This window comes from Sphaerochaeta sp. PS (assembly GCF_032144095.1).
Taxonomy (GTDB): domain Bacteria; phylum Spirochaetota; class Spirochaetia; order Sphaerochaetales; family Sphaerochaetaceae; genus Sphaerochaeta.
The window spans coordinates 40,503-67,328 of the sequence record NZ_JAVSNJ010000010.1 but is presented as its reverse complement, the minus strand read 5'-3'; the positions used below and the strand labels follow the sequence as shown (position 1 = coordinate 67,328).

The window sequence follows — 26,826 nt, the reverse complement described above, 5'->3', positions numbered from 1 at the left end:
TTCCTTATTGGTTTATCATTGTTTCTTGGGAAATCCTTTCGGGTTTTTTCTTTTTCGCATAGGGTGACCCCTACCGGGGCACATCAAATATTGTTTTATGGAGTGTCAAAATGGGTAACAAAAAAATGGTTACTATTGACGGAAACACCGCTGCCGCGCATATTGCATATGCCTTCAGTGAGGTAGCCGCAATCTATCCGATCACCCCGTCTTCACCTATGGGTGAATACGCAGATTCTTGGGCCAGCACTGGCCGTGAGAACCTTTGGGGCAAGAAGGTAGAGATCATGGAAATGCAGTCTGAGGCAGGTGCAGCTGGTGCTGTTCACGGTGCTTTGGCCGCTGGTGCGCTGACCACCACCTTTACTGCAAGTCAGGGATTGTTGTTAATGATTCCAAACATGCATAAGATTGCTGGAGAGATGATCCCGACCGTGTTCCACGTGTCAGCACGATCACTTGCAGCTCAGTCATTGTCAATTTTTGGCGATCACTCCGACGTTATGTCTTGCCGCAATACCGGCTTTGCCATGACTTGTGCTTCCAGTGTGCAGGAGACCATGGACATGTCCTTGGTGGCACACCTTGCAACCCTTGAGGCTCAGGTTCCTTTCTTGAGTTTCTTTGATGGTTTCAGGACTTCCCATGAGCTTCAGAAGGTCGAGGAAATTTCCTACGACGACATCAGGCCTTTGGTGAAGGAAGAGTATGTAAGACGTTTCCGCGAGCGTGCACAGAGACCTGAGAAGCCCATGCTCAAGGTTGCAGCACAGAACGAGGACGTCTATTTCCAGGGTCGTGAGACCGTCAACCCCTACTACAATGCAATCCCTGAGATGGTGCAGAAGTACATGGACCAGGTTGCAGAGGTCACTGGCCGCGCCTACCACCTCTTTGACTATGTTGGTGACCCTAACGCCACCGATGTTGTCATTGTCATGGGTAGCGGTGCCGACACCATGGAGTGGGCTACTGAGTACATCAACAAGAAGGGCGGCAAGACCGGACTTCTGAAGATCCGCCTCTATCGCCCGTTCAGTGCCAAGCATTTTGTTGCCGCCCTTCCCAAGTCCGTCAAGCGCATCGCAGTGCTCGACCGCACCAAGGAGCCCGGTAGCCTCGGTGAGCCTCTCTATCTCGATGTCATCACAGCACTCTCCCAGATGGGACGTGCAGACATCAAGGTAATTGGTGGACGCTTCGGTCTTTCCAGCAAGGATTTCACTCCTTCCCATGCAAAGGCTGTCTATGATCACCTCGCCGGTCCTGCTTTCAACAACTTCACCGTTGGTATCAACGATGACGTGACCAACCTCTCCATTCCTGTCAAGGAGAAGATCAACGTATCTCCTTCCGATGTTGTCTCCTGCATGTTCTGGGGTCTTGGCTCTGACGGTACTGTCGGTGCTAACAAGAACTCCATCAAGATCATCGGCGACAATACTGACCAGAATGCACAGGCCTACTTCTCCTATGACTCCAAGAAGTCCGGCGGTATCACCGTCAGTCACCTGCGCTTTGGCAAGAGCTCCCTCGATATGCCTTGGTTGATCGACCATGCTGACTTTGTCGCTTGTCACAACCCTGCCTATGTTGGCCGCTATGACATGCTTGGTCCCCTCAAGGATGGTGGTGTATTCCTCCTCAACAGCCAGATTCCCTCTGACGAGGTATTCGAGCACCTGACTCGTGAGATGCAGGAAGAGATCATCGCCAAGAAGATCCGCTTCTACAATATCGACGCTCTTGCAATTGCAGAGACCGCCGGTCTTGGTTCACGCATCAACACGGTCATGCAGGCTGCCTTCTTCAAGATCAGCAAGGTCCTCCCTGAGGTCGAAGCAATCGAACTTATCAAGAAGTACATCCGAAAGACCTTCATCAAGAAGGGTGAGGACATTGTAAAGAAGAACTGGGATGCTGTTGATGGCGCCAGTGCTGCCCTGGAAGTTGTAAAGATTCCTGCCAAGATCACCAAGAGCTACGAGCCTGCTCGCCTGATCCCTGAGAATGCTTCTGATTTCGCCAAGAACATCATGGAACCCATCATGCACCTCAAGGGCAATGATATCCCTGTTTCCCAGATGTCTTTCGACGGCTCACTGCCCACCGCAACTGCAAAGTTCGAGAAGCGCGGCGTTGCTCCTTTTATTCCTCATTGGATAAGTGAGAACTGTATCCAGTGTAACCAGTGCGTACAGGCTTGTCCTCACGCTGCCATCAGGGCAAAGCAGATCGATCCTGCTGACCTCGTGGGTGCTCCAGAGACTTTCAATGTCCTGAAGTCAAATACCAAGAACGATCGCAATCTCCAGTACAAGATCCAGGTCTACACTGAGGACTGTGTCGGTTGTGGCGTCTGTGTCGAGACCTGTCCTGCAAAGACCAAGGCTCTTGAGTTCAGCCCAATTGCAGTAGAGAGAGAAGCTGGCCAGTTCAAGAACTCCGTGTTCTTCGAACAGCTTCCCTACGATGTGCTTGATGGTACTCTTGAGTCCTCCATCAAGGGCCTGCAGTTCAAGCAGCCTCTGTTTGAGTTCTCCGGTGCTTGTGCCGGTTGTGGTGAGACTCCCTACGTCAAGATGGTTTCCCAGATCTGCGGTGACCGCATGATCGCAGCCAACGCGACTGGTTGTTCCTCCATCTACTCCGGTACCTTCCCAACCACCCCATACACCGTTCGTCAGAGCGATGGCCGTGGTCCAGCATGGGGCAACAGCCTCTTCGAGGACAACGCAGAGTATGGTCTTGGTATGAGACTTGCTGTTGACTCCAACAGAAACCAGCTTAAGATCTACATCAACCGCCTCTTTGAACTGGGTACAACCCCTGCTTTCAAGGCTGCAGTAGAGAAGTCCCTTGAGTTGTGGAATGAGTCAACTGATGCTTCCGTCCAGGCTCAGAAAGAAGTCCAGGCCCTGCTTCCCGATGCCATCGCTGCTGCAAAGAGCGCTGAGCAGAAAGAAGTGCTTGCCAAGATTGACGAGCTGAAGGACTACTTCTCTGACAAGGTTGTCTTTATTATCGGTGGGGACGGTTGGGCTTATGATATCGGCTACGGTGGTGTTGACCACGTACTTGCCTCAGGTAAGAACGTTAACATCCTGGTACTCGATACTGAAGTTTATTCCAACACCGGTGGACAGGCCTCCAAGTCAACTCCTATCGCCGCAGTTGCAAAGTTTGCAAACGCTGGTAAGGAGATTGGCAAGAAGAACATGGGCTTCATGAGCATGGTCTATGGCCACGCATATGTTGCATCCATCTCTTTGGGAGCTAACAGAAACCACGCTCAGAAGGCTCTTCAGGAAGCTGTTGCATGGAACGGTCCTTCGATCGTGTTCTGCTACTCACCTTGTATCAACCACGGAATCAACATGCGCTTCAGTCAGGTAATAATGAAGGAAGCAGTGGAGAGTGGTTACTGGCCGTTGTATCGCTTCAACCCCGCATTGGAAGAAGGTAAGAGATTCTCTTGGGACACCAAGCCGGCTACCGGTTCTTACCAGGACTTCATCAAGGGTGAAGTACGTTACACCTCCCTGTACAAGACCAACCCTGAGAATGCTGAAGCATTGTTTGCAAAAGCTGAAGCTGATGCAAAACATCGCATGAGCTTCTACGAGAAACTTGGTCCATTGATGTAAGACTTTGGGTCTTATAAGCTAGAATAGATGAGGGCCTTTCCAGAAATGGAAGGGCCCTTTAACATTTCCTAAGCTGCCTATTCGGCAGGTAACTTGTAGTCCGTAGAAAAGATCCGGTACAAAGATTTCTAAGCTGCCTACGCGGCAGGTAACTGTTGCAAAATGCTTGTAAATATATGATACATATGCATATACACCAGTAAAAACTATTATACCCAAATTTTTACAATTCTGAAAGAGTTTTTTTCATCATTCGCGTTTTATTTTAATACAATACTATTTCTTACAATTGGTGTTGATTGGAGATTATTTCTCATTTTGATTCTTGCTCTTTCTGTTTTTTCTTGTGGAGAAAGTAGTTATTTGTTTTTGTTGGGCTGTTTTTTTAATAACTTGTATATGAGTTTTTTTTGATAATCCAAAAATTATTAAGATTCTTCGAAGAATTTTGCATATACCGATGGTAAAGCCCGTGCAAGACTACATACAGAGAAAATCCATTAGGAGGATTATATGAGAAAAGTATTTGTCGTATTGTGTTTGGCACTCATTATTGCTACTCCTGTATTCGCACAGGGGCAGGCAGAGAGCGGCACCGTCACTATCGGTAGCGCAATCTACAAGTTTGATGATACATTCATGACTGGTGTCAAGAATGCTATTATCGCAGCAGCAGCTGAGACAACCGATGCAAAAGTCGATGTTGTTGACTCAATGAACATCCAGGCCACCCAGAATGAGAAGGTCGACCTTTTCATTACCAAGGGTGTAAAGGCTATGCAGATCAACCCTGTTGACCGCTCAGCTGCTGGTGTCATCATTGACAAGGCCAAGAAAGCCAATATCCCCGTAGTATTCTTTAATCGTGAACCTTTTGCTGAAGATATGGCAAAATGGGACAAGATCTACTACGTCGGTGCAAAGGCTGAAGAGTCTGGTACCATGAGTGGACAGATCATTGCTGACTACTGGAAAGCCAACAAAGCAATGATGGACAAGAACGGGGACGGAGTCCTCCAGTATGTAATGCTTAAGGGCGAGCCCGGACACCAGGATGCAGAGCTTCGCACTGAGTACTCCATCAAGTGTCTTGCTGACAACGGAATCAAAGTCCAGAAACTTGCTGAAGATACAGGCATGTGGGACCGTGTTAAGGGACAGGAAAAAATGGCAGCTTTCATCGCCAGTCAGGGCGACAAGATCGAAGCCGTATTCGCTAACAACGACGACATGGCCCTCGGTGCCATTGAAGCTCTCAAGGCCGCTGGCTATTTCAAAGATGGCAAGTTCATGCCAGTCGTAGGCGTTGACGCCACCGCTCCTGCTCTTCAGGCTCTTGAAGAAGGCACACTCCTTGGAACCGTCCTCAACGACGCAGTCAACCAGGGCCGTGCAACATTCATGCTCTCCTATGACCTTGCCAAGGGCAAGACTCCTACCAGTGCTTCCATCGGCTATACCATTACCGACGGCAAGTATGTATGGGTTCCTTACCAGAAGGTCACCAAAGACAACTACAAGCAATTCAAATAAGAATAGCTAGATTATCAAATACCCTCTGGCCAGACCATGACCAGAGGGTTTTTCAGACAGTAAGGGGTATTTACTACCTCTTGAGGGACAACAATGTATATTCTAGAGATGAACCATGTCTCCAAATCCTTTCCCGGCGTTAAGGCCTTGGATGATGTTACCCTAAAAGTAAAGCCGGGTACGGTGCACGCCTTGATGGGTGAAAATGGTGCGGGAAAATCCACGCTGATGAAATGCCTGTTCGGTCTGTACACCATGGATGAGGGTGACATATCCTTCAACGAACAACCAGTAAAGATTACCAGTGTAAAGGAAGCCTTAAACCTGGGAATCTCCATGATCCACCAGGAACTACATCTTATTCCCTATCGTTCGGTCATGGAAAACATATGGCTTGGCAGATTTCCCCGAAAAGGTGGAGAGAAAAGCCCCTTCATCGACCATGCCACCATGTATGACAAGACAGCAAAGCTGCTTGATGAACTGAATTTGACAAATATCAAACCCACTGACCTATTGAGAACCCTTTCGGTCTCCAAGGCTCAGAGTGTTGAGATCGCTAAGGCCGTATCCTATGACTCCAAGATCATCATTATGGACGAACCGAGCTCATCACTGACCGAGAATGAAGTTGACCATCTGTTTACTATTATCCGGTCATTGAAAGCACGTGGAGTATCCATCATCTATATCTCCCATAAAATGGAAGAGATCCTCAAGATTTCCGATGAGGTCACCATCATGCGAGATGGTAAATATGTCGGAACCTGGGATGCTTCAGAGCTTACCACAGCAATGATCATCAAGCGGATGGTCGGTCGCGACCTGACTAACCGTTTTCCTCCCAGGAAGAGTAACCCCGGCAGTGAGCTGCTGAGGATCGAAAACTACACCTCGCCCAATCCCCGTAGCTTCAAGAACGTCTCCCTTACACTACATAAGGGTGAGATCCTGGGTATCGGAGGACTGGTAGGTGCCCAACGCACTGAAGTAATGGAAGCCGTCTTTGGCTTGAGGCTGCATAGCGAGGGCTCCCTGTTTATTGAGGGAAAAGAAAAAAACTGCAAGAACGCCTATGAAGCCAAGAAGCTTGGAATGGCCCTCTTGACCGAAGAGCGACGCGCAACGGGTATTTTCCCTGTCCTCTCTGTACAGGATAACCTACTCATTGCAAACATCTCTTCCTATATAAACAAGAATGGATTGCTCAACGCCAGCAAGATGGCGAAGGATTCCAAGAAGAGTATCAAGGAACTTGATATCAAGACACCGACAGCGAAGACCCTCATCAAAAGCTTGAGTGGAGGAAACCAACAGAAAGTGCTCATTGCACGATGGCTGCTTACCACCCCTGATATCCTCATCCTTGATGAGCCCACAAGGGGAATCGATGTCGGTGCGAAATACGAGATCTATGTCATCATGAGCGAGCTCGCAGCCCAGGGCAAGGGTGTCATCATGATAAGCTCTGAAATGCCGGAACTCATCGGCATGACCGATAGGATCGTGGTGATGAGTGAAGGACGTGTCGCCGGTACGGTTGACAGCAAGAATACCAACCAGGAAGAAATTATGGAACTGGCGACAAAGTATGTCGGCTAGGAGGGGGATACAATGAATTCAAATACATTCGTATACAGGCTGTTGGGCAAAAGGACAGTAAAACAGTTCGTGCTGGAGAAGGCAATTTTCCTTGTCTTGCTGTTGCTGGTTGTGGTCATTTCGATCATCAACCCGAGAATCCTCAGCGTCAGGGTCATGCGTGACGTTCTGATGATGAGCTCGACGAAGATCATCATGGCCTTGGGCATGATGTTTGTCATCCTTACCGGTGGTGTTGACCTCGGTGGTGGACGAACCGTTGGCATGGCTGCTGTAATCTCTGCCTCCATGTTGCAGACACCAGACTATGTAAGGCGCTTCTATCCTGACCTTGGCCAGGTCTCCTTGTTGATACCCATCGTCATCGCGGTAATCGTCGGCACCCTGTTTGGCATGCTGAACGGTATGATCGTTGCAAAGTTCAAGGTCCCTGCCTTTATTGCAACCCTAAGCTCGATGTTGATCATCTATGGGGCAAACTCCATCTATTTCAACATGGCTCCAAACAACAGCCAGCCCATCGGAGGCCTTCGCGCTGATTTCACCTTCCTGGGTTCAGGTTCGATCGGGTTCATGCCGGTCATCATCATCTTCGCGGCCTTTGTCTCCCTTATCGTCTGGATTGTCCTCAACAAGACGGTATTCGGCAAAAACGTCTATGCAGTTGGTGGCAACCCAGAGGCTGCAGCGGTGTCAGGCATCAACATCACCAAGACCCTTGTTGGACTCTTCGGAGTCTGTGGATTCCTCATTGCTCTCTCAGGTGTACTGGAAGCTGCCCGTACTGGTGGAGCAACCAACAACTACGGAAACGGCTATGAGCTCGATGCCATTGCATCCTGCGTTGTGGGAGGAGTCTCCACAACCGGTGGTGTAGGAACTGTCAGCGGTGTCATCGCCGGTGTCATCATCTTCTCCTTCATCAACTACGGTCTGACCTTCGTCGGTGTGAACCCCTACTGGCAGAACATCATCAAGGGCCTGATCATCGTTGCCGCAGTATCGTTCGATATCCGCAAGTACGTAAAGAAGAACTAGTCTTATACAGACCAAATGGTGGGGGCAGGATTTTTTTCCTGCCCTCTCTTGTTTGGCAAACCAACGTACCTGACATGGGAAGTGAAGCTGGATTTCGATTGCAGAGGCTAGTGAAGGGCTCTGCCTTTCAGCATGGCCTCTTCGATGATCCTGTGGCAACACACTCCCAGGGGATTGTTTTCAATGCAAGCCGAATCTTTCATCGCTCCGGTTACTTCGATGACCTGTTTGAGGGAATCAGCGCCAAGTTCCACTACAGCCCTGATGACCTCTTCCTCGGTAATCCTGCTACAGTAACAGGCATATTTCGGCTTTGCCCCATCCTTGAACCAGATGGGAACCTTGACCTGGCCTTGGCTGAACATCCTTTCCGTATCGAGACCGAAGTAGACGACATCACAGGCTGGGTTCATGCAGACCTCATACAGGCCCTCTTCACTTGTCTGGAGGAATTCTTCTTTCACCAGGTGTCTGACAGTCACACTGCTTACTGGAACTCCCTCTTCCTTGCATTGGGGACAGGTTGTCCTAGCCTTTTTTTGGCCTATCTGATTGCATCCGCAACAATCTTCGTCGGTCCTATTCATATGGTATTCTCCCTATCATACGTACATGGTTTTATAGCTGGTTGTCCATAGGCAAAAAGTTGAGCATTCGATCAGTGGCGGGCAATTGGAATAGGTTCCTATTGGAAGGTCTGGAACAACAGACGCTGGTTCTGTTCGCTGAACATGGTAGTCTTTGTTATGAGTGCATGTTCAACCAGCTTTTCAACCGGCTTGATGTTTCTCAGTAGGTCTATGGCAGCCTTTACAGAACGGTAGCCAAGGTTGAAGCTGTTTATCACCACCAGGGCATCGATCATCCCTTGTTCGAGCAGCTGCACCTCATACTGGGTGGTCCCAAAGGCAATAAGCTTGATATTCCTGTCAGAGGGGAGGGCGTTCACGACCCCATGTGCCGTGTTCTCTTCCAAAGCGAAGATGATGTTCACCCCTGCATCACTGTCCAGGATATTTTCGGTAAGTTTCTTTGCGATGGATTCATCGGTAAAACTATAGGTTGCATAGCCTATCTGGGCATTCTCACGCTTTCCAAAAGTTTCTGCCAATCCACTGACGATACTTGTCATCGAAGTGGAATTCGGAATCGAGCCAATGACCAGGGCCTTGATCGGATCCCCTGGGCCGAAGAGGGAGAAGGCATGCTCCGCCATCTCCACACCCACCTCGTGGTAGTCTGCCGTGATGAAGAAATCACCTTCACTCTTATCCAGGCGGGTATCCGCCAGCACTACCTTGATGCCCTTGCTTCTTGCCTTGGCAACAATGTCCGCTAGGTTGGAGGTATGGCTGGGAGAGAGTACGATCGCATCAAAATGTTGGTCGATGGCCTCCTGCACAAACACCACCTGGCTTGCATAGTCAGCCTCATCGATCGGAGCCATGAACTCAAGGACGGCACCGGTCTCTGTACGTGCACCTCGTGCCCCATTTTTCAGTGACCCCCAAAACTCACCACCCTGCATCATGGTGATGACGGCTATTCGGTAGGGATCCTGCTTTTCGTCCCGTTTGGCACAGCTGGCCAAAAGGCAGAGGATGAGGATCAGGATGAAAAGCAGGGAGGGTTTCTTCATTTTTTTACCACCTTGATGGGGGGGATGGGATTTCCTTCAGGGATGACGATCCGTACCAGGGTTCCTTCATCCAGTTCGCTGGAGATCTCAAGGCCAAAGTCCGACCCATAATAGAGCTGGACACGCTGGTGCACATTCCGTACCCCAATCCCATTGCCCGATGGGGAGACCTGCCCGGTGAAGGAGAGTATCTTGTCGAGTTTCTCTTCATCCATGCCAACCCCGTTGTCCCTGATTTCAAGCACGATTGCCCCAGGCTTCCGGCGATAGACTGAGATGTTGATATGTCCCATCTCCTGAAGGTATTTGATGCCATGGTAGATTGCATTTTCCACGATTGGCTGGACGATCAGCTTGATGGTAGGGCACTGCTCAAGGCCCTCCTCCACCTTGATGGTGAAGGCAAACTTGTCCCGGTATCGTATCTGCTGGATGATGAGGTAGTTGCGCACATGCTCAAGTTCTTCGGCGAGGGTGATGATCTCATGGCCCTTGCTGATGGAGATCCTGAAGAGTTTTGCAAGGGCTGTGATCATGCGAATGACCCCTTCGGTATCATTCTGCTCAGCCATCCAGACGACTGAATCGAGGGTGTTGTAGAGGAAATGAGGGTTGATCTTCGCCTGTAGGGCATCAAGCTCAAATTTACGCTTCAGCTCCTGTGACTTGACGATGTCATCCATAAGCTGGCGTATGCGTAGGATCATGAGGGCAAAGGATTGGGAGAGGGCAAGTACTTCCAGATTTCCTCCTACGGTCGGGGGCTCGGAGAAGTCGCCCTTCTCGACGGCCATCATCAGCCTCTCCAGCTCCTTGATAGGACGGCTTATCCTTTCGGATACCGCCCTTGCCAGGAAGATGGTGATGATGATGCACAACAGCAGGATGATGGCCATGACTGTGGTGAACTGGTTGAGCCCGCTCATCAGCTCATCCATGAATGCGACCCCTACGATCCTCCAGCGGGCGTTGTTGACCGTATCGATGATGACCAGCCGCTCCCTCCCTTCAAAGGTGTTGGTATAGGTGCCGAAGATATGGTCTGCAACAGCATCGAGGTCCTCATTGATGATGTTGGAGTTGATCAGCTGCTGCAGTGGGTGATAGACGATCTTGTTGTTGTTGTCGATAAAGTAGACATACCCTGTGGAGCCAAGCTTGGCACTTTTCGAGAGTTCGCTGACAGCAGAGAAGTTCATGTCGATGAGGAGCAGGCCCTGGGTGGTCGTGCCATCGCTCTGTGTGTAGCTGATCAGTTGGCTGTAGGTGATGACCCAAGGATAGGCACTGGTGGTAAGCTGTTGGACATGGGGGCCGGTGAAGTAGAAGTTTCCCTCAACCCCAACTGTTCGGGAAAACCACTTTTGCTTGACAATCTCTTCTGCAGCCCTGAAGGTTGCATCGCTGGTTGAAAGCACGGCATTCCCTTCCAGGTCGAAGAGGACGAGGGCGACAATATCCTGCCGGCTGGCTAGGATTGCCTTGAGCTTGGCCTCGATCTCTTCCTTGGGTATGGTATTGGACTGCTTTGCAAGATCCCTAGCGTAGCCTGAAATGGTGAGGATGTCGTTGATGTAGTAGCTGAGGTTGGCATTGACCTGCCGCACGATCTCCCGTGTTGATACGGTTGCGTTTTCCCTGACAGTTGAGGAGAACTCGGAAAAAAGAATTGCCGAGACGATGTGGGTGAATGAGATGGAGACTACGGCAATTGCAATGGTCAGGATGGTCTTGATGCTAAGGTTTTGTATCTTGTGTGCCATGCTCTACCTATTTGCCTGGCGGAACTGGGAGGGGGATACCCCTTCGTGGCGCTTGAAGCAGAAGCTGAAGTAGTTCGACTCTGCAAACCCTACCGCCTGGGCAATCTCGTAGGTTTTTCCCTCGCTCTTGATGAGCAGCTCCTTTGCCCGTGTCATGCGCATGGTTGTCAGATACTGGACAAAGGAGACACCCATCTCCCGCTTGAAGGTTGAACTGAAGTATGAGGGACTTACCCCGATCATCTCGCAGACCTGGTCGAGCCCGAAGCCTGGCTCGGTGAAGTGTTTGGCGATGAGGGCCTTCGCCTCCTGCACAAACTGGATATGCGAGTTTTCGCGTTGCCCGCTTATGTTCGTCCTGATGGTAAGGGCCAGCTTGGTAAGCCAGCGCCTGGCCTTTCCTAGGGTAGTCAGGCTTCCCAGTTCCGAGAAGAAGGCGCGGGAGTCTCCCTCCCCACTGAGCTGGAACAGGGTGTAGTCATAGCTTTCGGCCAGGGCGTTGAGCGAAGAGCTGAGATCGAGCAAGAATGCCTGCAACCCCTCATAAGGGAGGGCTGCAGCCTTTTCCCCAAACAAGGCGTTCACGCTTTCAATGACCTGTTCCTCCGTTCCCAGCTTGACGGTGAGGATAACGTTGCTGAGAAGCTCCTGAAGATGGGTCTTGTCCTCCTGGGTCTGGGGTTTCTCAAGGTCGCTGATGACCAGGATTTTCTGCTCGGGATAGAACGAGCTGTAGTTCAGCGCCTCAAGGGCCTGCCTGTACGACTGGGAGATGGAAGAGGGGGAGTGCACCAGGTTTCCTACCCCGATGACGATGGGAAAGCTGAAGTACCTTTCCAGATAGGCGTGCAGCTGTTCCGCCTTCCTGAAGGTCTGCTTGCGGAACAGTGCATCGTATTGTGTTTGTCCGTGGCTGTTTGCCGTAAAGATGATGACGATCTGGTTCTCAAACTGGAAGACGAGGTCCCCCCCTTCCTTTTGGAACACCTCGGCAGCGACCTCCAGAAGTGCCATCGCCTCCAAGGGGTCATCCTGTTCATCATGGTCGGTCTCGAAGGTGGCTACGATGAACTCGTCCCCTTCAAGGTTGAACCCATAGTCCTTCGCCTTGGCGATGAGGTTTGCCTTCGGGCTTTGGTGGACCGGGGTAAGCAAGGAGACGAGGAATTTTTCCTTGATGAGAGGCAGGGCCTGGGCATAGGCACTCTTGAGCCGGTTCTGGTCCTGGATACGAATGATGTCCTCGTCCAGCCTTTTTGCCGTACGTTCGAGAAGGTTGCAGATATCTTCGCTGGTGACCGGTTTGAGCACATACTCACTGACATCATAGCGGATCGCCTGCTGGGCGTAGGTGAACTCATCGTAGCCACTGATGATGATGATGCTGATCGGCGGGTGGGACCGGCGGATCTCCTTGATGAGCTCCATGCCATCGAGATAGGGCATCCTGATGTCGGTGATTACTACATCCGGATGGAGTTCCTCGATCATTTCCAACGCTTCGATGCCATTGCCAGCTTCCCCTACAACCTTGAAGTTATAGCGCTCCCAAGGGGTACGGTTTCGTATTCCCTCTCGTACTGCGCTCTCATCATCAACTAGCAGGATCGTATATTCCATGGATGGTATGGTAGTCCTAATTGTGGGTAGGTGCAAGATTTTTACAGTTTGCACCAGTGGTCAAACATGGCTGAGGTTGAACGGTTCATCTCTTCCATGAACTTGCTGGTATGCTTTTTGAAGTAGTAGTGGTCTGCAATGCTTCCGGTATTCCCAAAGGGGAGTATCTTCGCCTCCCTACGCAGCTCTTCATGTTCAGAAAAGGCTGCCTTCAGTTGGTCAAGGGTAGGCTCCTGGTAGCTATCCTGCATGAATACTGCTTCCTTAGGACATCGAGGGGTCTGCTTTGTGGTGTGCTTGGTCTTGGGAAAGCCGAAGATGAGCATGCAGGCTGGAACGGTGTAGTGGCCAAGGTTCAGCAGTTCCTTCATCTCTTCGAAATTCTCGATCACATCCCCGATGTAGCAGGAACCGATGCCGAGGGATTCGGCAGCAACCACCGCATTCTGTGCTGCAATGATGGCATCCTGCAGACAGAGGTGTAGGTCGCCCAGACCTGGGCTACGCCAGGAGGCCAGGCCTTCCTTCTCCCCTCTCTCTTTCGAGCCCCCTTCGACGAAGTAGTTGACCCACTTCTGCATGTCGGCAAGGAATACCCAGACCAGGGGAGCCTTGGCTATCATGATCTGGTTGTCGCAGAGTTTGGCCAGCAGTTCTTTCTTCTCTTGGTCCTGTACCTCGATCACAGAATAGAGGGCCATATTGCCTGCTGTCGGGGCCCTGAGGGTGGCTTCCTTGATAAGGGTGACCTGTTCTTCTGACAGCGACTTATCGCTGAATGAGCGAACAGAACGCCTGTCTTTGAGTATTTGTAGGGTTTCATTCATAGCAGGAGTATAGCAACAGGATGAGAGTTATGCCAATAGCCGATATACAAATAGGAATTTCTGCTCTATCATGGGGCAATGAAAAGTGTAAAGGCATACCGGTATCGATGGCTCATCCTCATTGGCCTCATGGCTCTGTTGCTTGCAGTAGGGATGCAGTGGATGAACCTCTCCCCTGTCGGGAGGGTGGTGAACATCTACTACCAGGGTCAGGTATCCAGCATATTTTCCAATCCTGTGGAGTTCCTCTCCCTTGCATACCTTCTGATATTCGTTGTGGGTAGCATCCCTGCCTCCTATGTGATCCATCGCCTGGGAATTACGGTCAGCATCCGTATCGCCGCAGGGATGATAGTCTTTGGCGCCCTTGGAAAATGGATTTATCTCTCCAACTTCTCCATAGTATTGTTCTGCCAGCTTATCCTTGCTTTGGCACAGGCCCTGGTGCTCAACAGCATCACCGAGATAGTCTCTCGCTGGTTTCCCATCCGGGAGCGGGGTATGGCTGTAGGCATGGCCTCCGCAGCCCAATACTTCTCCTTGGGAATAGTGATGTTTCTCTCTCCCCTTATGGTAGTGACGAAAGCCAATGCCCCGAACTATGGCAGCGGCATAGAGGCCATGATGGGCATGTATGCCGCCCTCTGTTCGGTCTTCGCCATTGCCGCTGCTTTTTTGATTCGGGAAAACCCACCCTCTCCTTCTTCCATCCTGCAGCGTGAACCGAGCGTATCCTTTCTCAACTCCTTCAAGGCCATGAACAAGATTCCCTCACTCAGAGGGCTGATGATCATCTTTTCTGTAGGATGGGGTGTGCTCATTACCTTGCTGGTGAAGATTGATACGATAAGTGAGATCTTGGGTTTCCCGGATTCCGATGGGAGACTGGGCATCGTATTGCTCGTCGGGGGGATGATAGGGGCAATAGTGCTTCCCTCGCTATCTGACAGGTGGAGAAAACGCAAGGCCTTCTTTGTCTTCTGCAACCTCTGTTCCATCCCAGGGGTTCTGTTGTTGGTCTTTAGCCAAGACCTTGGCTCCCTCTTGTGGGGAAACCAGGTCTTTGCTTTGCTAGGTGCCTTTATCATCGGCTTCTGCCTGCTCAGCTCCATTCCCATAGGAAGCCAGTATGCAGCAGAACTTGGACATGGCATATCCGAGGAGATCATCCAGGCCCTGTTGCTGTTGTTCTCCCAAGCCAGTGGTGCCCTGATTTTGATCATCACCCTGGTAAGCCGTGGCCAGTATGCAGGGCAGTTGCTCTCTGGCCTTGCTGCCCTGCTGTTTGCTGCCATGATGGGCAGTACCTTCCTCAAGGAGAGTGAGGTCATTGTCACGGAAGAGGAGAGGCTGAACCAGGTTATTGAAAAGGAGATCGTACACCTACAGTGATGACAATCAGGAGCGCAACACGGGAGGAACTTCCACAGATCCTTTCGTTTATCATCGAATTGGCAGCATATGAAAAACTGGAACAGGAAGTGGTTGCAACCCTACAGGAGATGGACCGGTGGTTGTTTGTGGAAAAGAAGGCTACGGTACTGTTCTGTTGCGAGGATGAAAAACCCATTGGCTTCGCCCTCTACTTCTACAACTACTCAACCTGGCAGGGACGCTGCGGCCTCTACATAGAGGACCTCTATATCCAACGACCTTTCCGGGGCAAGGGCTATGGCAAGGCCCTTATCGAGCATGTCTGCTCCCTTGCGGTCAGGCAGGGGTGTGCAAGGGTGGAGTGGGTATGCCTCGACTGGAACAAGCCAAGCATTGACTTCTACAAGCGTCTTGGAGCTTTCCCCATGGATGAGTGGTCAACCTACCGTTTGACAGGGGATGCCCTTATCCGTCTGGGGACAAAAGAAGCCTTTGCCAGCAAGACAGAGTAAAATATAGGATTATTTCATTATATGTAAATAGGTTATGTTGGATTATCCAATACAGGAATCTGTGTTGGATTGGGTGGAGTTTCTTTACCAAGAGCCCTCATTTCACGAGGTAAGTCCCCATTTTCAAAAGAATGAGATTTTGATTGACAGATTATATAAATGTTAATAAACTAGTCTTATTACTGGTATCTGGGATCCCAGATACCAAAAAGGAGAACAAGATGAAGAAATTTACCATGCTAGTCAGTCTTTTTTGTGTCTGTGCTTTTCTTGCCTTTGGTGCCGGTTCTAAAGAGACCCCACAACAGGTAGTGAAGGAAGCTGGGCCTATCACACTTACAATACTTACGACTGCTACAACACAAAATCCTGAAGGCCCACTGGCACAAGAGTTCTTTGATGAATTCATGAGATTGAATCCTGAAATTAAACTCGAAGTAACAGGTGTTCCTATGAACCAGGCGCTTACGAAGATCACCACCCTTGCTGCTGCCGGTTCTTTGCCAGATGTGTTTGTCAATACAGAAAACATAATTGGGCAACTGTATGATATGGGTATCTGCGAAGACCTTACCCCATACATGACCAAGGCTGAGCTCGAAAATATCACAGAGTCTGTAAGAATTGGCTCAACCATGGAAAATAAGCTTGTTCTCTATCCATGGTATTCTGGTCCCAATGCATTGATTTTCCGAAAAGACTGGTTGGAGGAGAAGGGAATTTCTGCTCCAAAGACTCTCGAAGAGATGCGCCTAGCTGCAAAAGCCCTCACTGCCGATACCAATAAGGATTCCCTTGTTGACCGCTGGGGATTTGGAATGATCGGAACCAATGACGATTCTGGGCAAACCCGATTTGTCATGATCCTACGCGGCTTTGGAGCGAAAGAACTCTATTTCCAGGATGGAACATGGAAGACCGATATTGGTTCTCCTGCAAGTGTTGAAGCATTTAAGTATTTTACCAACCTTAAGAATGTTGACAATGTCGTACCAGCCGGTGCATTGGAAAATAGCTTCAATGAAAACGTGAATCTTTTGGCTGCCGAACAAATTGGTATGTTGATTGCGGGTTCAAACTCAGTTGGAAAGATTTTTAGCGCAAATCCTGGGCTTAAGGGAAAGATCGGAAGTGTTATTGTCCCATCCGGGGTGACCTCCTATACACCTAGTTCCATCTTGGGCTGGTCCGTCAATCCTTCCAGTAAGCATAAAGAAGCTGCCGTCAAGTTTGTGAAGTTTGTCAGTAGTAAGAAGAATGCGATAAAATGGGTAGAGGTCACTGGCCGTATTCCTTGTACCAATGATGCAATTTCAGATTCAGAATATTTGAACACTCCATTGTTTGAAGGTTTCGTTGCAGGCTTTAAGGCGATGGAACAGGCTCCCAATGCACCATATTATGCAGAAGTTAAGAATGTATTGGGAAGGACCTATCAGAAACTGATACTTAACCCAGCATTGGATGCAACCAAAGAGGTGCAGGCTGCAGGACGAGAAATTCAGAAAATAATCGATAATAATAAGTAATGTGTTTTTTATCCGTAGCTCTCCTTTCGGAGAGCTATGGATTGCTGATGTACTAAAACCGATTCCAGTTCCCTATTTCAGATCGAAGGATTGAACATGATTAAGAATACCACAGATAGATTGCGCCAGAATTCACTGGGATATATTTTTATTTTTCCAGCCCTATTTGTTCTTGTTGCAATGATTGTGTATCCGATGCTCTATGGTATAGGGATTAGTTTCTTTGATACAAATCTTGTCAACAAATGGAAATTCATTGGGCTTAAATACTATGTTCGATTGCTGACTGATGAGAATTTTGGGCGATCGATCGTGAAGACCCTTATTTTTACCTTTGGTACCGTAGCCGGCAGGACATTCCTGGGTTTGCTTTTTGCTACAATTCTTGTAGACAAACGAATCCCGTTCAAACCCTTGTTCAGGTCGATTATCGTGTTGCCATGGTTTTTCCCTGATGTGGTCATTGGGTTGCTGTGGAAATGGCTCTACAATACTAACTATGGCTTGATCAACCACCTTCTGCTAGGCCTGAACATGATAAAGGCTCCTGTTGAATGGTTGAGCAACTCATCTACTGCTATGGGGGCAGTGATTCTTGTAAGTATCTGGAAGGGGTTTTCCTTTATGGTTGTCATGCTCATGGCTGCCTTGCAAACGGTTTCACAGGATCTCTACGAAGCTGCAGAAATTGATGGATGTGGAAGGATCGGAAAGTTTCTACATGTAACACTACCAGGGATTGCTCCAGTTCTCTCTACAACGGTCATGCTGGAAAGCATGTGGAGTTTCAAGCATTTTACGTTGATATGGAACTTGACCTATGGCGGTCCAGTTGATGCAACAAATGTTGTCAGCATTGACATATACAAAACAGGTTTCCAATATATGCGCTTCGGTGAATCGGCAACTAGGGCTGTATACGTATTTATCATTGTGATTGTGATAAGTCTGCTACAAAGAAAATTCAAGAACTCCAAAGGGTATTAATATGAAGAAACATGATGCATTTCCCATTGGGTCTTTCATAATTCTATTGGTAGGGTGTCTTATGGTTTTGGTTCCTGTTTTATGGATGGTGATTACATCCTTGAAAAGTGTACCGGAAACCTTTGAGATTCCTCCTTCCTTGATTCCCCATGCTCCCTCATTGGCAGCATATCGCACCGTGCTCAAGGATTATTCGTTCGGGGTTTTCTTCAAGAATAGTGTGATTATTGTTGTCGCCTCTACTTTTTTAACTTTGTTCGTTGCTACGTTTGCGGGTTTTGGCGTATCAAGATTTGAATTTAAAGGGAAGGCAGGATTTCTGGGATTCGTTTTGGTAACCCAGATGTTTCCATCGGTAATTATGTTGATTCCCTATTTCAGGATTCTCAAGACATACCAGTTGATAAATACACATCTTGGATTGGTTCTTGTGTATATGTCATTTCAGGTCCCCCTTTGTACCTGGTTGATGCATAGTTATTTTGAGACTATTCCCAAGGACCTTGATGATGCTGCGAGTATAGATGGTCTAGGTAAATTTAGGACGTTTTCAAGGATTATTCTTCCCCTGAGCCTCCCAGGCCTTGCGTCAACTGCCATATATGCTTTTATCAACAGTTGGAATGAATTTCAGTTTGCGTTGGTCCTTACTACTACAGATCTGATGAAGACAGTGCCTATTGGGATAGGACAAATGATTGAAGATACGAAAATTAACTGGAATGAGATGATGGCTGCGAGCTTGCTTGGTTCTATCCCACTAATTATAATCTTCTTGTTTTTTCAGAAATATTTCTTTGCTGGATTAACAGCTGGCAGTGTAAAACAATGATAAGAAGGTAGATGTAATGAAACGAATTGAGACCCCTCTCCCAATCTCCGATCAAGTAGCTGATTCCATCCGAAAAAGTATTATGTCAGGTGAATTAGGTGTAGGTCAGAAAATTTCTGTTTCTAGTATTTCTGAAAAGTTGGAGGTTAGTGCTACTCCGGTAAAACAAGCATTTAAGATTTTGCAATCGGAAGGACTACTGATAACGAAGCCACGATCGGGGACAATGATTTCTGATCTTGCCTACCAAAGTCTTTCAGACATTTCAATTCTCCGCTCTGCTTTAGAGGGAGCTGCTGTCTATCTGGCTGCAAAGAATGCTACTGATGAAGATATCCAGATGATGGAACAGATTCTCGATGAGGGCGAGGAAGCGATAAAAAATGGTGATGTGGTAACCCTTGTCAAACAGAATGCTCAATTCCATAGGAAACTACGGATGTCGGCTCGTAATACCTATCTGTATGTTCTCATTGAAAGACTTATGTCTTTTGATTACACCATACGGAGCAAAGCTCTGATTACTGATGTAGAACGTGAGAAGGGAAGGGTTGAACATAGAGAAATCCTGAATCTTGTGAAACAGAGAAAACCTGAAGCTGCAGAGGCCGCCCTGGTTGAGCATATTCGAAGTACAGCAAAGGGTGTCGTTCCTAAAAAATAACAAATTCAATGAAAGGGTGCTGGAGGAAAAAATGAAGATTACTGATATAAAAACGTATAAACATTTCTCTGTTTGGAGAAACCTGATTTTTGTTATTGTCGAGACAGACGAAGGTATTTCCGGTATTGGTGAAGCGACGATCAGAAACAAGGAAATGGCAGTGACAGAGGCTATTGAGCATCATCTCAAGCCTATGTTGATCGGTACATCCCCCTTTCAGATTGAACAGTTTTTCCAAAACGCATTCCTGAAGGATGCCTGGAGAAATGGTGCAGTCTTTAATTCCGCCATCAGCGGTATCGAAACAGCCCTCTGGGATATCATAGGGAAAAAAGCTGGTATTCCTGTCTATAATTTCCTGGGTGGTAAACTGCAAGACAAAATTCTGTTGTATGCAAATACCTGGTTCATGCAAGCACGAACGATAGATGAGTTTGCGCAAGCAGCGAAAGACTGTGTGGCCCAGGGCTTTAAGGCACTCAAATGGGATCCTCTCAAAGCAGCAGCAAAAGGGGATTCAGAGAGAGTGACCGTACAAAAGGGACTTGCCTGTTTGAAAGCTGTCCGTGAAGCTGTCGGAGATTCAATAGAATTAGGGATTGAACTTCATGGAAGTCTTTCTTTTGACGGTTCGCTCATGTTTGCCAAAGGTGCAGAAGCCTACTCTCCTATGTTCCTGGAAGAACCAATGCACCCAGATGACAGGGCAGGATATCTCAAGTTGTCAAAACTCTCGCTTCTTCCCATTGCAGCAGGGGAAAGGTACTTTACCCGTTTCAGCCATAGGCAGATCTACGAGGATGGGTATCTATCGATCATTCAACCGGATTTGACCCACTGTGGGGGTATTCTGGAGACCAAGAAAATGGCAACCATGGCTGAATCGTATTTCTTGAAATTTGCTCCGCACAATTCTGGTGGACCAGTAGGTACGATAGCTTCAGCGATGGTGGATGCAACCAGCCCTAACTTCTACATCCAAGAGTTTAGCGTAGAGAATTTGGAGTTGAAAGAACGATTTTTTACGGAATCCTTCAGTGTGGAAGATGGATATCTCATACTGCCTGATACTCCCGGTTTGGGACTTTGTGTGGATATGGATGCCATGAAAGAAGAATCATACCGTCATTTCCAGACTTTCTAGACCGTTACACTACCATAAGAGGATGTCTCATGTATAAAAACTTTGTTCCGCGGGGAATAATCCCTGCATTGGTTACTCCGCTAAAAAATTCAGAAGAAGTAGATTTGGTCAGTTTGAGGAAACTAATTCGTTACCAGCTTGATAATGGTGTGCATGGCATATTTGTTATTGGCTCGACGGGGGAGTTCTATGCTCTGTCTATGGAAGAAAAACAGAAACTCATCGAAGCTACTGTGGATGAAGTTGCTGGAAAAATTCCTGTATATGCAGGAACAAATGATATCACAACCCGAGAGAGTATCCAGCTGACAAAAATGGCTGAACGATGCGGTGTTGATGCTGTATCTGTCCTCACTCCAATGTTTATCTCCCCTTCCCCAAAAGAGTTGTATACACATTATAAGGCCATTGCCGAAAGTACTGACCTCCCGATTATTTTGTATAACAACTCACCCAGGACTGGAGTGGGAATTCCTGTTGATACTTGTGTGAAACTTGCTACCGATTGTCAGAATATCATCGGGATCAAGGATAGTTCAGGCGATTTTACGTTGACGGGAGAATATATTCGCCGTACCCGCCATCTCTCCCATTTTCATGTACTGCAAGGAAGGGACACCCAGATACTGGCAGGTTTTGTGTATGGAGCTACTGGGGCAATTGCTGCCTGCGCAAACGTTGCTCCAGCCATCGTCGTTGATATCTATGAGAAATACATGCAAGGTGATCTGCAGGGGGCACTGGAAGCGCAGTATGCACTTGCCCCTCTACGCCTTGCTTTTTCTCTTGGAACGTTTCCTTCGGTAATTAAGGAGGCTCTCCATATGATTGGTATCCCTGCTGGGATTACTACAGCACCTTGCGGTCCTTTGACTGATGAGGAGAGGGCACAATTACAGAAAGTGTTGTTAGGAATGGGCCTTTTGGCATAGGAATTTCAGGATTTGATGATCATCATAAGCTAACCTTTTCCCAACATTGGAGAGACGGTTAGCTTTTTTCTATTATGGGAGTGTGACAATAGGGATCTGGTATTCCTTCATGACCTCATCGCTGTATTGGAAACTGTAGGGCTTCGGTAGAGTGGTGAACAGGGTCTCTGCCCTTCTAAAATCCCTCTTCCCATCCAGTAAGAACAGAATGAAAACCCTCCTGTCTAATAGGAGGGCTTGGTTTGTTGGATGGGAGAGTACCTACTCTTTCTGCTTGGGTAGCAGTTTTTCATTCCACCTGTCAAAGGATGCTACCTCATCAAGGTTTTTCCTGACCCTTGGTGCTTTTTCGCTCTCCAGATGCTTCTCGTTGAGACCATCCAGTGGTCCTGGATAGCCCAGAATGACCAGTGTCTGTAGGGTGTCCTCTTCCCTGATGCCCAGAACAGCTTTTGCTGCCTGTACATTGAAGCCTGCGATGGGGTGCACAAAGAGACCTTCTGCAACCGCCTGGACCTGGTAGGCCATGGCCGCCATCCCCAGTTCAAAGGGGGTGTAGGCAACGCCGCCCATGGTAAGCCCCCAAGCTGGGTTGGTGACAAAGGCTGTGATGGCAGGGGCCTTCTTGGCCCAGTAGTTTCCAGGGGTAAGGGTCCCCTTCAAGGAGGCCAGGATGGTAGGGTCGGTAACGGTAATCATGCGCCAAGGTTGGCTGTTGAGGCTGGATGGGCTCAGGTGCGCTGCCTCTGCAAGGCGAAGCAGCACTTCCTTCTCGATGGGCTTGGTGGATAGGGCCCTATAGGCCCTCCGTGTTTCAATTGCTTTGAGTATCGGCATCTATGTTCTCCTTGACGTGTGGTTGTTTGGAAAGGGTTCTTTGTCTGTGTCTGGTTACTCTGGCTGGTATACCCAGTACTGGCTTTTGCCAGCACTCTTTGCTTCATAGAGGGCCTTGTCCGCATAGTGAAGGAGATCGGAGAAGGTGTTCCCGTGTTCAGGAAAGAGTGCGATACCGCTGCTGGAGCTGAAGAGGAAGTTCTCGCTGGCATAGGCTGAAAGCTTCTTCTGGAAGTTGTCAAGCAGAGGGAATAGCTCCTCATCATAGGGTGAGAAGACTACAAACTCATCACCGCCAAACCTCCCGATGATGGCCTCTTCCGAAAAGAAGGTCTCCTTGAGGGTCTTGGCCATGACGCTTATCAGGGTGTCTCCCTTCTGGTGTCCCAACGAGTCATTGACCGCCTTGAAGTTGTCGAGGTCAGTGATGAGCAGGAACCAGGGTTTCTGGGTCTTCCCAAGCTCCTTGGTTATCTTCTCTTCCAGTGTGGTCTTGTTGAGCAACCCGCTTGCCAGGTCCAGCTGGGATTTCTCACGCAAGGATTTGTTGATCTGCGTCTGTCTTGCCAGGGATTCCTGAAACTCCTTCTCCCTGTGGATGTCCACAAGGGAGCCGATGTACTTATAGACCTTGTCAGAATCGTCTGCTAGGGTCATGTAGTTGCACAAGTACCAGACAAATCCTTTCTGGAAGAAATCAAGCTTAACCTCAAAACTTCCGCTTGTCGGACCCTTCCTCCCTTTTTCTACAATCGCATTGAAGAGCCCCAGGCTATCAGTATGGACCATATTGGGCAGGTATTTTTGGGTGAAGTTATAGAAGACACCATTTCCCCGGCTTTTGTCCGGGTTGGGAAAGGTGATGAAGGCGCTGTCGGTGGCCAGGTCATATTCAAAGGTTATCAGCACAGAGTGTTCCAGTAACAGGTCCTGCTGGTGTATCTCAGAGGTATGGCTTCCTATCTGTCCAAAGACCGTGCTGGAGCTAGCAGCGTGTTGGGGGGAGGGCTCTTCCTCGAACAGGTTGCATATGAACTCTGTTCTCTCCCGTTCCGGTTGGGTAAAGGCGAGAGATGCCCTGATCGACACCGATAACCCATCCTTTTTGGTCAGATGGAAATGGAGTGTGGAATCCTCTTTGGCCTTCAGAATCTCAGACAACCTCTGGTGGTCCCTAGGACGAATCATCGTAAGCCAGTTCTTGCCCAGGGCCTCATACTCCTCCTGGGAGTAGCCCAACAACTTGAAGAAGGCAGGGTTATGGAAGGTGGGTACTATCGAGCCGGTATCAGAGAGGTAGCCTGTAGCAATGCCCCAGGTAGCACTGGTGGTCATGAACTCGATCTGCCTCTTGTACTCCCTTGCCTGCTCGCTTAGGCGCATCTTGGTATCGACATCAAGCAGGAGGGCCATGATTCTTTTTGCCCCGCTGTTTTCTGCATAGTGCATCTTCATCTGTATTGAGTACCAACGGTACTCCCCATTCAGTAGCCTGAGCCGTACTGTGGTGCCCTGTTTGGAGGGTTTCTTGAGTACCTCCTCAAGAGTGTCCTCAAAGGCCTTGAGGTCATCCTCATGGATGAAGGGGCAGCAATACTCCTTTGCAATGAGGGCTTTGGGAGCTATCTTGCAGATCTGCAGCAATTCCAGGTTAGGGTTCTTGTAGAGGATATCCTGCTGGAGATCCCACTCGAGCACCTTGGTGTTTGCAAGTTCCTCTATCAGGGAGTGGCGGCTTCTGTAGGCACAGTCATGATAGTCCGAACCTCCTCGTGCCAGAGGGCAGGCCGTTCCCAAGGACCTGATGCAGCAGAGAACCAGGTTACTGGTATCCGAATTGTCCAGCTTGATGAGCGTCCAATCGGCAATTTCAGATTCACCCTTGCTGTTGACCCAGGGAAATCTTTGGCTCATAACACTCTCCATCCGTGCATGGGTGAAAAGATGGAACGACTCTCTCTCCTGGGTTTGGATCTTCTTCTCCTCAATGAGGGAAAGGAAGGTGGAGAGGTTTCCCTGGCTTTCAGAGGAGAGGGAGGCTGCAAGTGGATCGTTGTAGAGCTGCTGGTACCTGTCGGAAGTGTAGTCGAACAGGTATATCTGCTCAAACAAGGCCTTGAGGATCTTGGACTGCATCTCTGAAAGGGAGAATCCTTTGAGGTGTTGGAAGGGTTGCTTTGGTATGGAGGAAGGCCTGTAATGCACCATATCCAACGTCAGGAACTGTTCGATGGGAAGCGGCCTGCTGAAATAGAACCCCTGGAGGGTATTGCACCCCAGAAGCTTGTAGAATTCGACCTGTTGGATAGTCTCGATCCCTTCGATGATAAGGGGGAGGCCCAGCAGAACACTCATGTTCACAATGCTTCGTATGATGTTTTCTGACCGTTCTGACTTGCCGATCTCCTTGGAGAACATGAGGTCAAGCTTGAGGATGTCGATTGGCACATCCTTGAGGATGTTCAAAGAGGAGTAGCCAGAACCGAAATCATCCATGAGGATGAGGAACCCCTCCTTTTGCAGGGCAACCATTGCCTTGAGCAGCTCATCTGGGTTTTCGATATATACGCTCTCGGTGATCTCAAACATGAGCAGGGAGTGGGGGATGTTGTAGCGGTCGGTCTTTTCGATGATATTCTGTGCCAGGTTCTGGTTGAAGAAGTCGGACCGGGAGAGGTTGACCGAGATGGGGCTGGTAGGCCTCCCCTCATCGAGGAGCCTTCTCTGAAGGATGCAGACCTGCTCAATTACATAGTCATCGAGGGCGATGATGAAACCGTTCTCCTCAAACATGGGGATAAAGGCATCCGGGGCAATGATGCCCCTCTCGGGGTGGATCCACCGCACCAGTGCCTCGGCTGCTGTGAACCGATTTTCCGTCAGGCTGTAAAAGGGCTGGAGGTAGATCTGGAACTGTCCCAGTTCCAGGGCAGAGTGCATCTCATTGACTATGGCCTGTTCCTTCAGCATCTTCCTTCTGAGGATATCGGTATAGTAGGCATACGGTTTCTGGTAGTTTCCCTTGGCTGTGTTGAGTGCCATGTTCGCACGGTCATTCATCAGTGAGACATCCATGGTTGGGTCGCTTATCTCATAGATGCCAAAGGTTGAACGTACATAGGTTTTCAGGTGGTTTGCATTCAGCTGTCTCTCAGCTTCCCGGGCAAAGTGCTCAGGGTCGAAATCCTTCTTGGGTACGCAGAGTGCAAAATGGTCGGAATAGAGGCGCCCATAGGTTCCCCTCTCTCCGACGAGTTTGGTAAAGGTCATGCCCAGGCTTCTGAGTATGGCGTTTCCTGCAGAGGTGCCAAACAGGTCGTTTACCGCCTTGAACCGGTCTATGTTCCAGCGGATGAAGAGATAGGTGGTTTCGCTGTTCTGCCTAAGCAGTATCCCTGTCTTGCGATAGAAGGTCTCCTGGTTGTAGATTCCTGTCAGTGCATCCTTTTGGATCAGGGAGCAGAGTTGCCTCTGGTTCTCCCTCAGCTGGGAAGAGTCGAGGACCATGATGAGGAATACAGGGGCCTCCTGGCCTGCATAGGGGATCCAGGAGATCTGGAAAAAAAGTTCCGAACCATGGTTAGCGTTGCCCTTCATCCCCATGGAGAAGGAGAAGGAACTGTGGTTGTCAATTGCTTGCCTGACATTGTGGTTGAAGATTGTGATGTTCTCTTCTTTGATGAAGGTATCGATCCTAGGATATTTTACCCTGAATGCTTCAAGGTCGTGTACTCCGGAAAGGCTAAGCATCCCTTGGTCTACATAGATGGGGAAGCTTTGTTCCTGTGCATATTGGTAGAGGGCAAACCCGCTCTGCATCTCGCTGGGGTTGATGTCCCAAAGGGAGAGTTCGTCCTGGTGAAGAGGTTTGGGCGTGAAGATGTCTTTTGCCTGTTCTTTGGGTTGGAGAACTTTTTGTAACTTTTTTTTCAGCAGTTCAGCCTTAATGGGTTTTTCGACCAGGAAGAAGGGGTCCAGTTTTGTTTCCTGGAGTGCCTCTTGCTGGTCTGTTGTTAGTATGAAGAGTGGCGGACCCTGCAGGTGCTTCCTGCCCTGGCGTAGCATGAGGAAAGCCTTGGCGTCGAGGGAAGGCAGGTGCAGATCGTAGAGTATGGCAGCAATGGTTTGGGTTTCCAGAATGGAAAGAACTGCGAGGCCATCAGATGCATCGATGATGAGGTACTCTTCTGAAAGAGTTTTGCTTACGCTTGAATGCGTAGGTATATGTGCATCAGCAATGATGATAATGGGTTTGGTTGTACCTGTTTCCATGTGCAAGCTCCAGATGCGATGAGCATATCACGAATAGTTAGCAATAGGCAAAGGGAGTATAGGCACAATAGACA

At 48.9% G+C, this 26,826-nt stretch carries 19 protein-coding genes; 12 read left to right on the top strand and 7 right to left on the bottom strand.

All coding sequences use genetic code 11. From position 1 onward, the window contains the following. The first annotated feature begins 110 nt into the window (after window positions 1-110). The 4 genes from nifJ (at window position 111) to mglC (ending at window position 7,820) form a co-directional block, all read left to right on the top strand. Complete coding sequence (gene nifJ / locus ROJ03_RS09380; RefSeq protein WP_313726777.1) at window positions 111-3,647, top strand: pyruvate:ferredoxin (flavodoxin) oxidoreductase; 3,537 nt, start codon at window positions 111-113, stop codon at window positions 3,645-3,647. A 513-nt stretch (window positions 3,648-4,160) separates the two neighbouring features. Further along, window positions 4,161-5,180: a galactose ABC transporter substrate-binding protein gene (locus ROJ03_RS09375; protein WP_313726776.1), complete on the top strand. Its 1,020-nt coding sequence runs from the start codon at window positions 4,161-4,163 to the stop codon at window positions 5,178-5,180. Window positions 5,181-5,273: 93 nt separating this feature from the next. Continuing rightward, window positions 5,274-6,782 (top strand): sugar ABC transporter ATP-binding protein, encoded by a 1,509-nt coding sequence (locus ROJ03_RS09370; RefSeq protein WP_313726774.1) that lies wholly within the window; start codon window positions 5,274-5,276, stop codon window positions 6,780-6,782. A gap of 12 nt (window positions 6,783-6,794) precedes the next feature. Beyond that, window positions 6,795-7,820 (top strand): galactose/methyl galactoside ABC transporter permease MglC, encoded by a 1,026-nt coding sequence (gene mglC / locus ROJ03_RS09365; RefSeq protein ID WP_313726773.1) that lies wholly within the window; start codon window positions 6,795-6,797, stop codon window positions 7,818-7,820. Between the two features lie 107 nt (window positions 7,821-7,927). Here the strand turns inward: mglC and ROJ03_RS09360 are convergent, their stop codons facing one another. The 5 genes from ROJ03_RS09360 to ROJ03_RS09340 all read right to left on the bottom strand — a co-directional run bounded on the left by ROJ03_RS09360 (window position 7,928) and on the right by ROJ03_RS09340 (window position 13,669). Beyond that, the gene (locus tag ROJ03_RS09360; RefSeq protein WP_313726772.1) at window positions 7,928-8,407 is read right to left on the bottom strand and encodes a (2Fe-2S)-binding protein; all 480 of its coding nucleotides are present in this window, start codon (window positions 8,405-8,407) and stop codon (window positions 7,928-7,930) included. Between the two features lie 98 nt (window positions 8,408-8,505). Then, window positions 8,506-9,459 (bottom strand): substrate-binding domain-containing protein, encoded by a 954-nt coding sequence (locus tag ROJ03_RS09355; protein WP_313726771.1) that lies wholly within the window; start codon window positions 9,457-9,459, stop codon window positions 8,506-8,508. After that, entirely contained in the window at window positions 9,456-11,222 is a 1,767-nt protein-coding gene (locus tag ROJ03_RS09350) for a sensor histidine kinase (RefSeq protein ID WP_313726770.1), read from the bottom strand. The genes ROJ03_RS09355 and ROJ03_RS09350 overlap by 4 nt, the downstream gene beginning before the upstream one ends. A 3-nt stretch (window positions 11,223-11,225) precedes the next feature. Beyond that, a complete protein-coding gene (locus ROJ03_RS09345; RefSeq protein ID WP_313726769.1) occupies window positions 11,226-12,842 on the bottom strand; it encodes a response regulator in 1,617 nt (538 codons plus the stop codon). 41 nt (window positions 12,843-12,883) lie between these two features. Then, window positions 12,884-13,669, bottom strand: a complete 786-nt coding sequence (locus ROJ03_RS09340) for a nitroreductase family protein (protein ID WP_313726768.1) — start codon at window positions 13,667-13,669, stop codon at window positions 12,884-12,886. 78 nt (window positions 13,670-13,747) lie between these two features. Between ROJ03_RS09340 and ROJ03_RS09335 the strand changes: the two genes are divergently transcribed. The 8 genes from ROJ03_RS09335 (at window position 13,748) to dapA (ending at window position 21,643) form a co-directional block, all read left to right on the top strand. Further along, entirely contained in the window at window positions 13,748-15,061 is a 1,314-nt protein-coding gene (locus tag ROJ03_RS09335; RefSeq protein WP_313726767.1) for an MFS transporter, read from the top strand. Next, window positions 15,061-15,555 (top strand): GNAT family N-acetyltransferase, encoded by a 495-nt coding sequence (locus ROJ03_RS09330; RefSeq protein WP_313726794.1) that lies wholly within the window; start codon window positions 15,061-15,063, stop codon window positions 15,553-15,555. Before ROJ03_RS09335 ends, ROJ03_RS09330 begins: the two co-directional genes overlap by 1 nt. Window positions 15,556-15,776: 221 nt before the next feature. Next, window positions 15,777-17,084, top strand: coding sequence for a sugar ABC transporter substrate-binding protein (locus tag ROJ03_RS09325; protein ID WP_313726766.1), 1,308 nt, complete (start codon window positions 15,777-15,779; stop codon window positions 17,082-17,084). A 96-nt stretch (window positions 17,085-17,180) separates the two neighbouring features. Then, window positions 17,181-18,071 carry a sugar ABC transporter permease gene (locus ROJ03_RS09320; protein WP_313726765.1) on the top strand — a complete coding sequence of 297 codons (891 nt, stop codon included), beginning with the start codon at window positions 17,181-17,183 and terminating at the stop codon, window positions 18,069-18,071. Between the two features lies 1 nt (window position 18,072). Further along, the gene (locus ROJ03_RS09315; RefSeq protein WP_313726764.1) at window positions 18,073-18,903 is read left to right on the top strand and encodes a carbohydrate ABC transporter permease; all 831 of its coding nucleotides are present in this window, start codon (window positions 18,073-18,075) and stop codon (window positions 18,901-18,903) included. 16 nt (window positions 18,904-18,919) lie between these two features. Next, window positions 18,920-19,567, top strand: a complete 648-nt coding sequence (locus tag ROJ03_RS09310; protein WP_313726763.1) for a GntR family transcriptional regulator — start codon at window positions 18,920-18,922, stop codon at window positions 19,565-19,567. Window positions 19,568-19,598: 31 nt separating this feature from the next. Beyond that, window positions 19,599-20,711, top strand: a complete 1,113-nt coding sequence (locus ROJ03_RS09305; protein ID WP_313726762.1) for a mandelate racemase/muconate lactonizing enzyme family protein — start codon at window positions 19,599-19,601, stop codon at window positions 20,709-20,711. Between the two features lie 29 nt (window positions 20,712-20,740). Further along, complete coding sequence (dapA, locus tag ROJ03_RS09300; protein WP_313726761.1) at window positions 20,741-21,643, top strand: 4-hydroxy-tetrahydrodipicolinate synthase; 903 nt, start codon at window positions 20,741-20,743, stop codon at window positions 21,641-21,643. 261 nt (window positions 21,644-21,904) lie between these two features. Here dapA and ROJ03_RS09295 read toward each other — a convergent pair whose 3' ends face one another. Together ROJ03_RS09295 and ROJ03_RS09290 are read right to left on the bottom strand one after the other, a co-directional pair. Further along, window positions 21,905-22,480, bottom strand: coding sequence for a nitroreductase family protein (locus tag ROJ03_RS09295; RefSeq protein ID WP_313726760.1), 576 nt, complete (start codon window positions 22,478-22,480; stop codon window positions 21,905-21,907). A gap of 54 nt (window positions 22,481-22,534) precedes the next feature. Continuing rightward, a complete protein-coding gene (locus ROJ03_RS09290; protein ID WP_313726759.1) occupies window positions 22,535-26,752 on the bottom strand; it encodes an EAL domain-containing protein in 4,218 nt (1,405 codons plus the stop codon). Window positions 26,753-26,826: the final 74 nt, after the last annotated feature.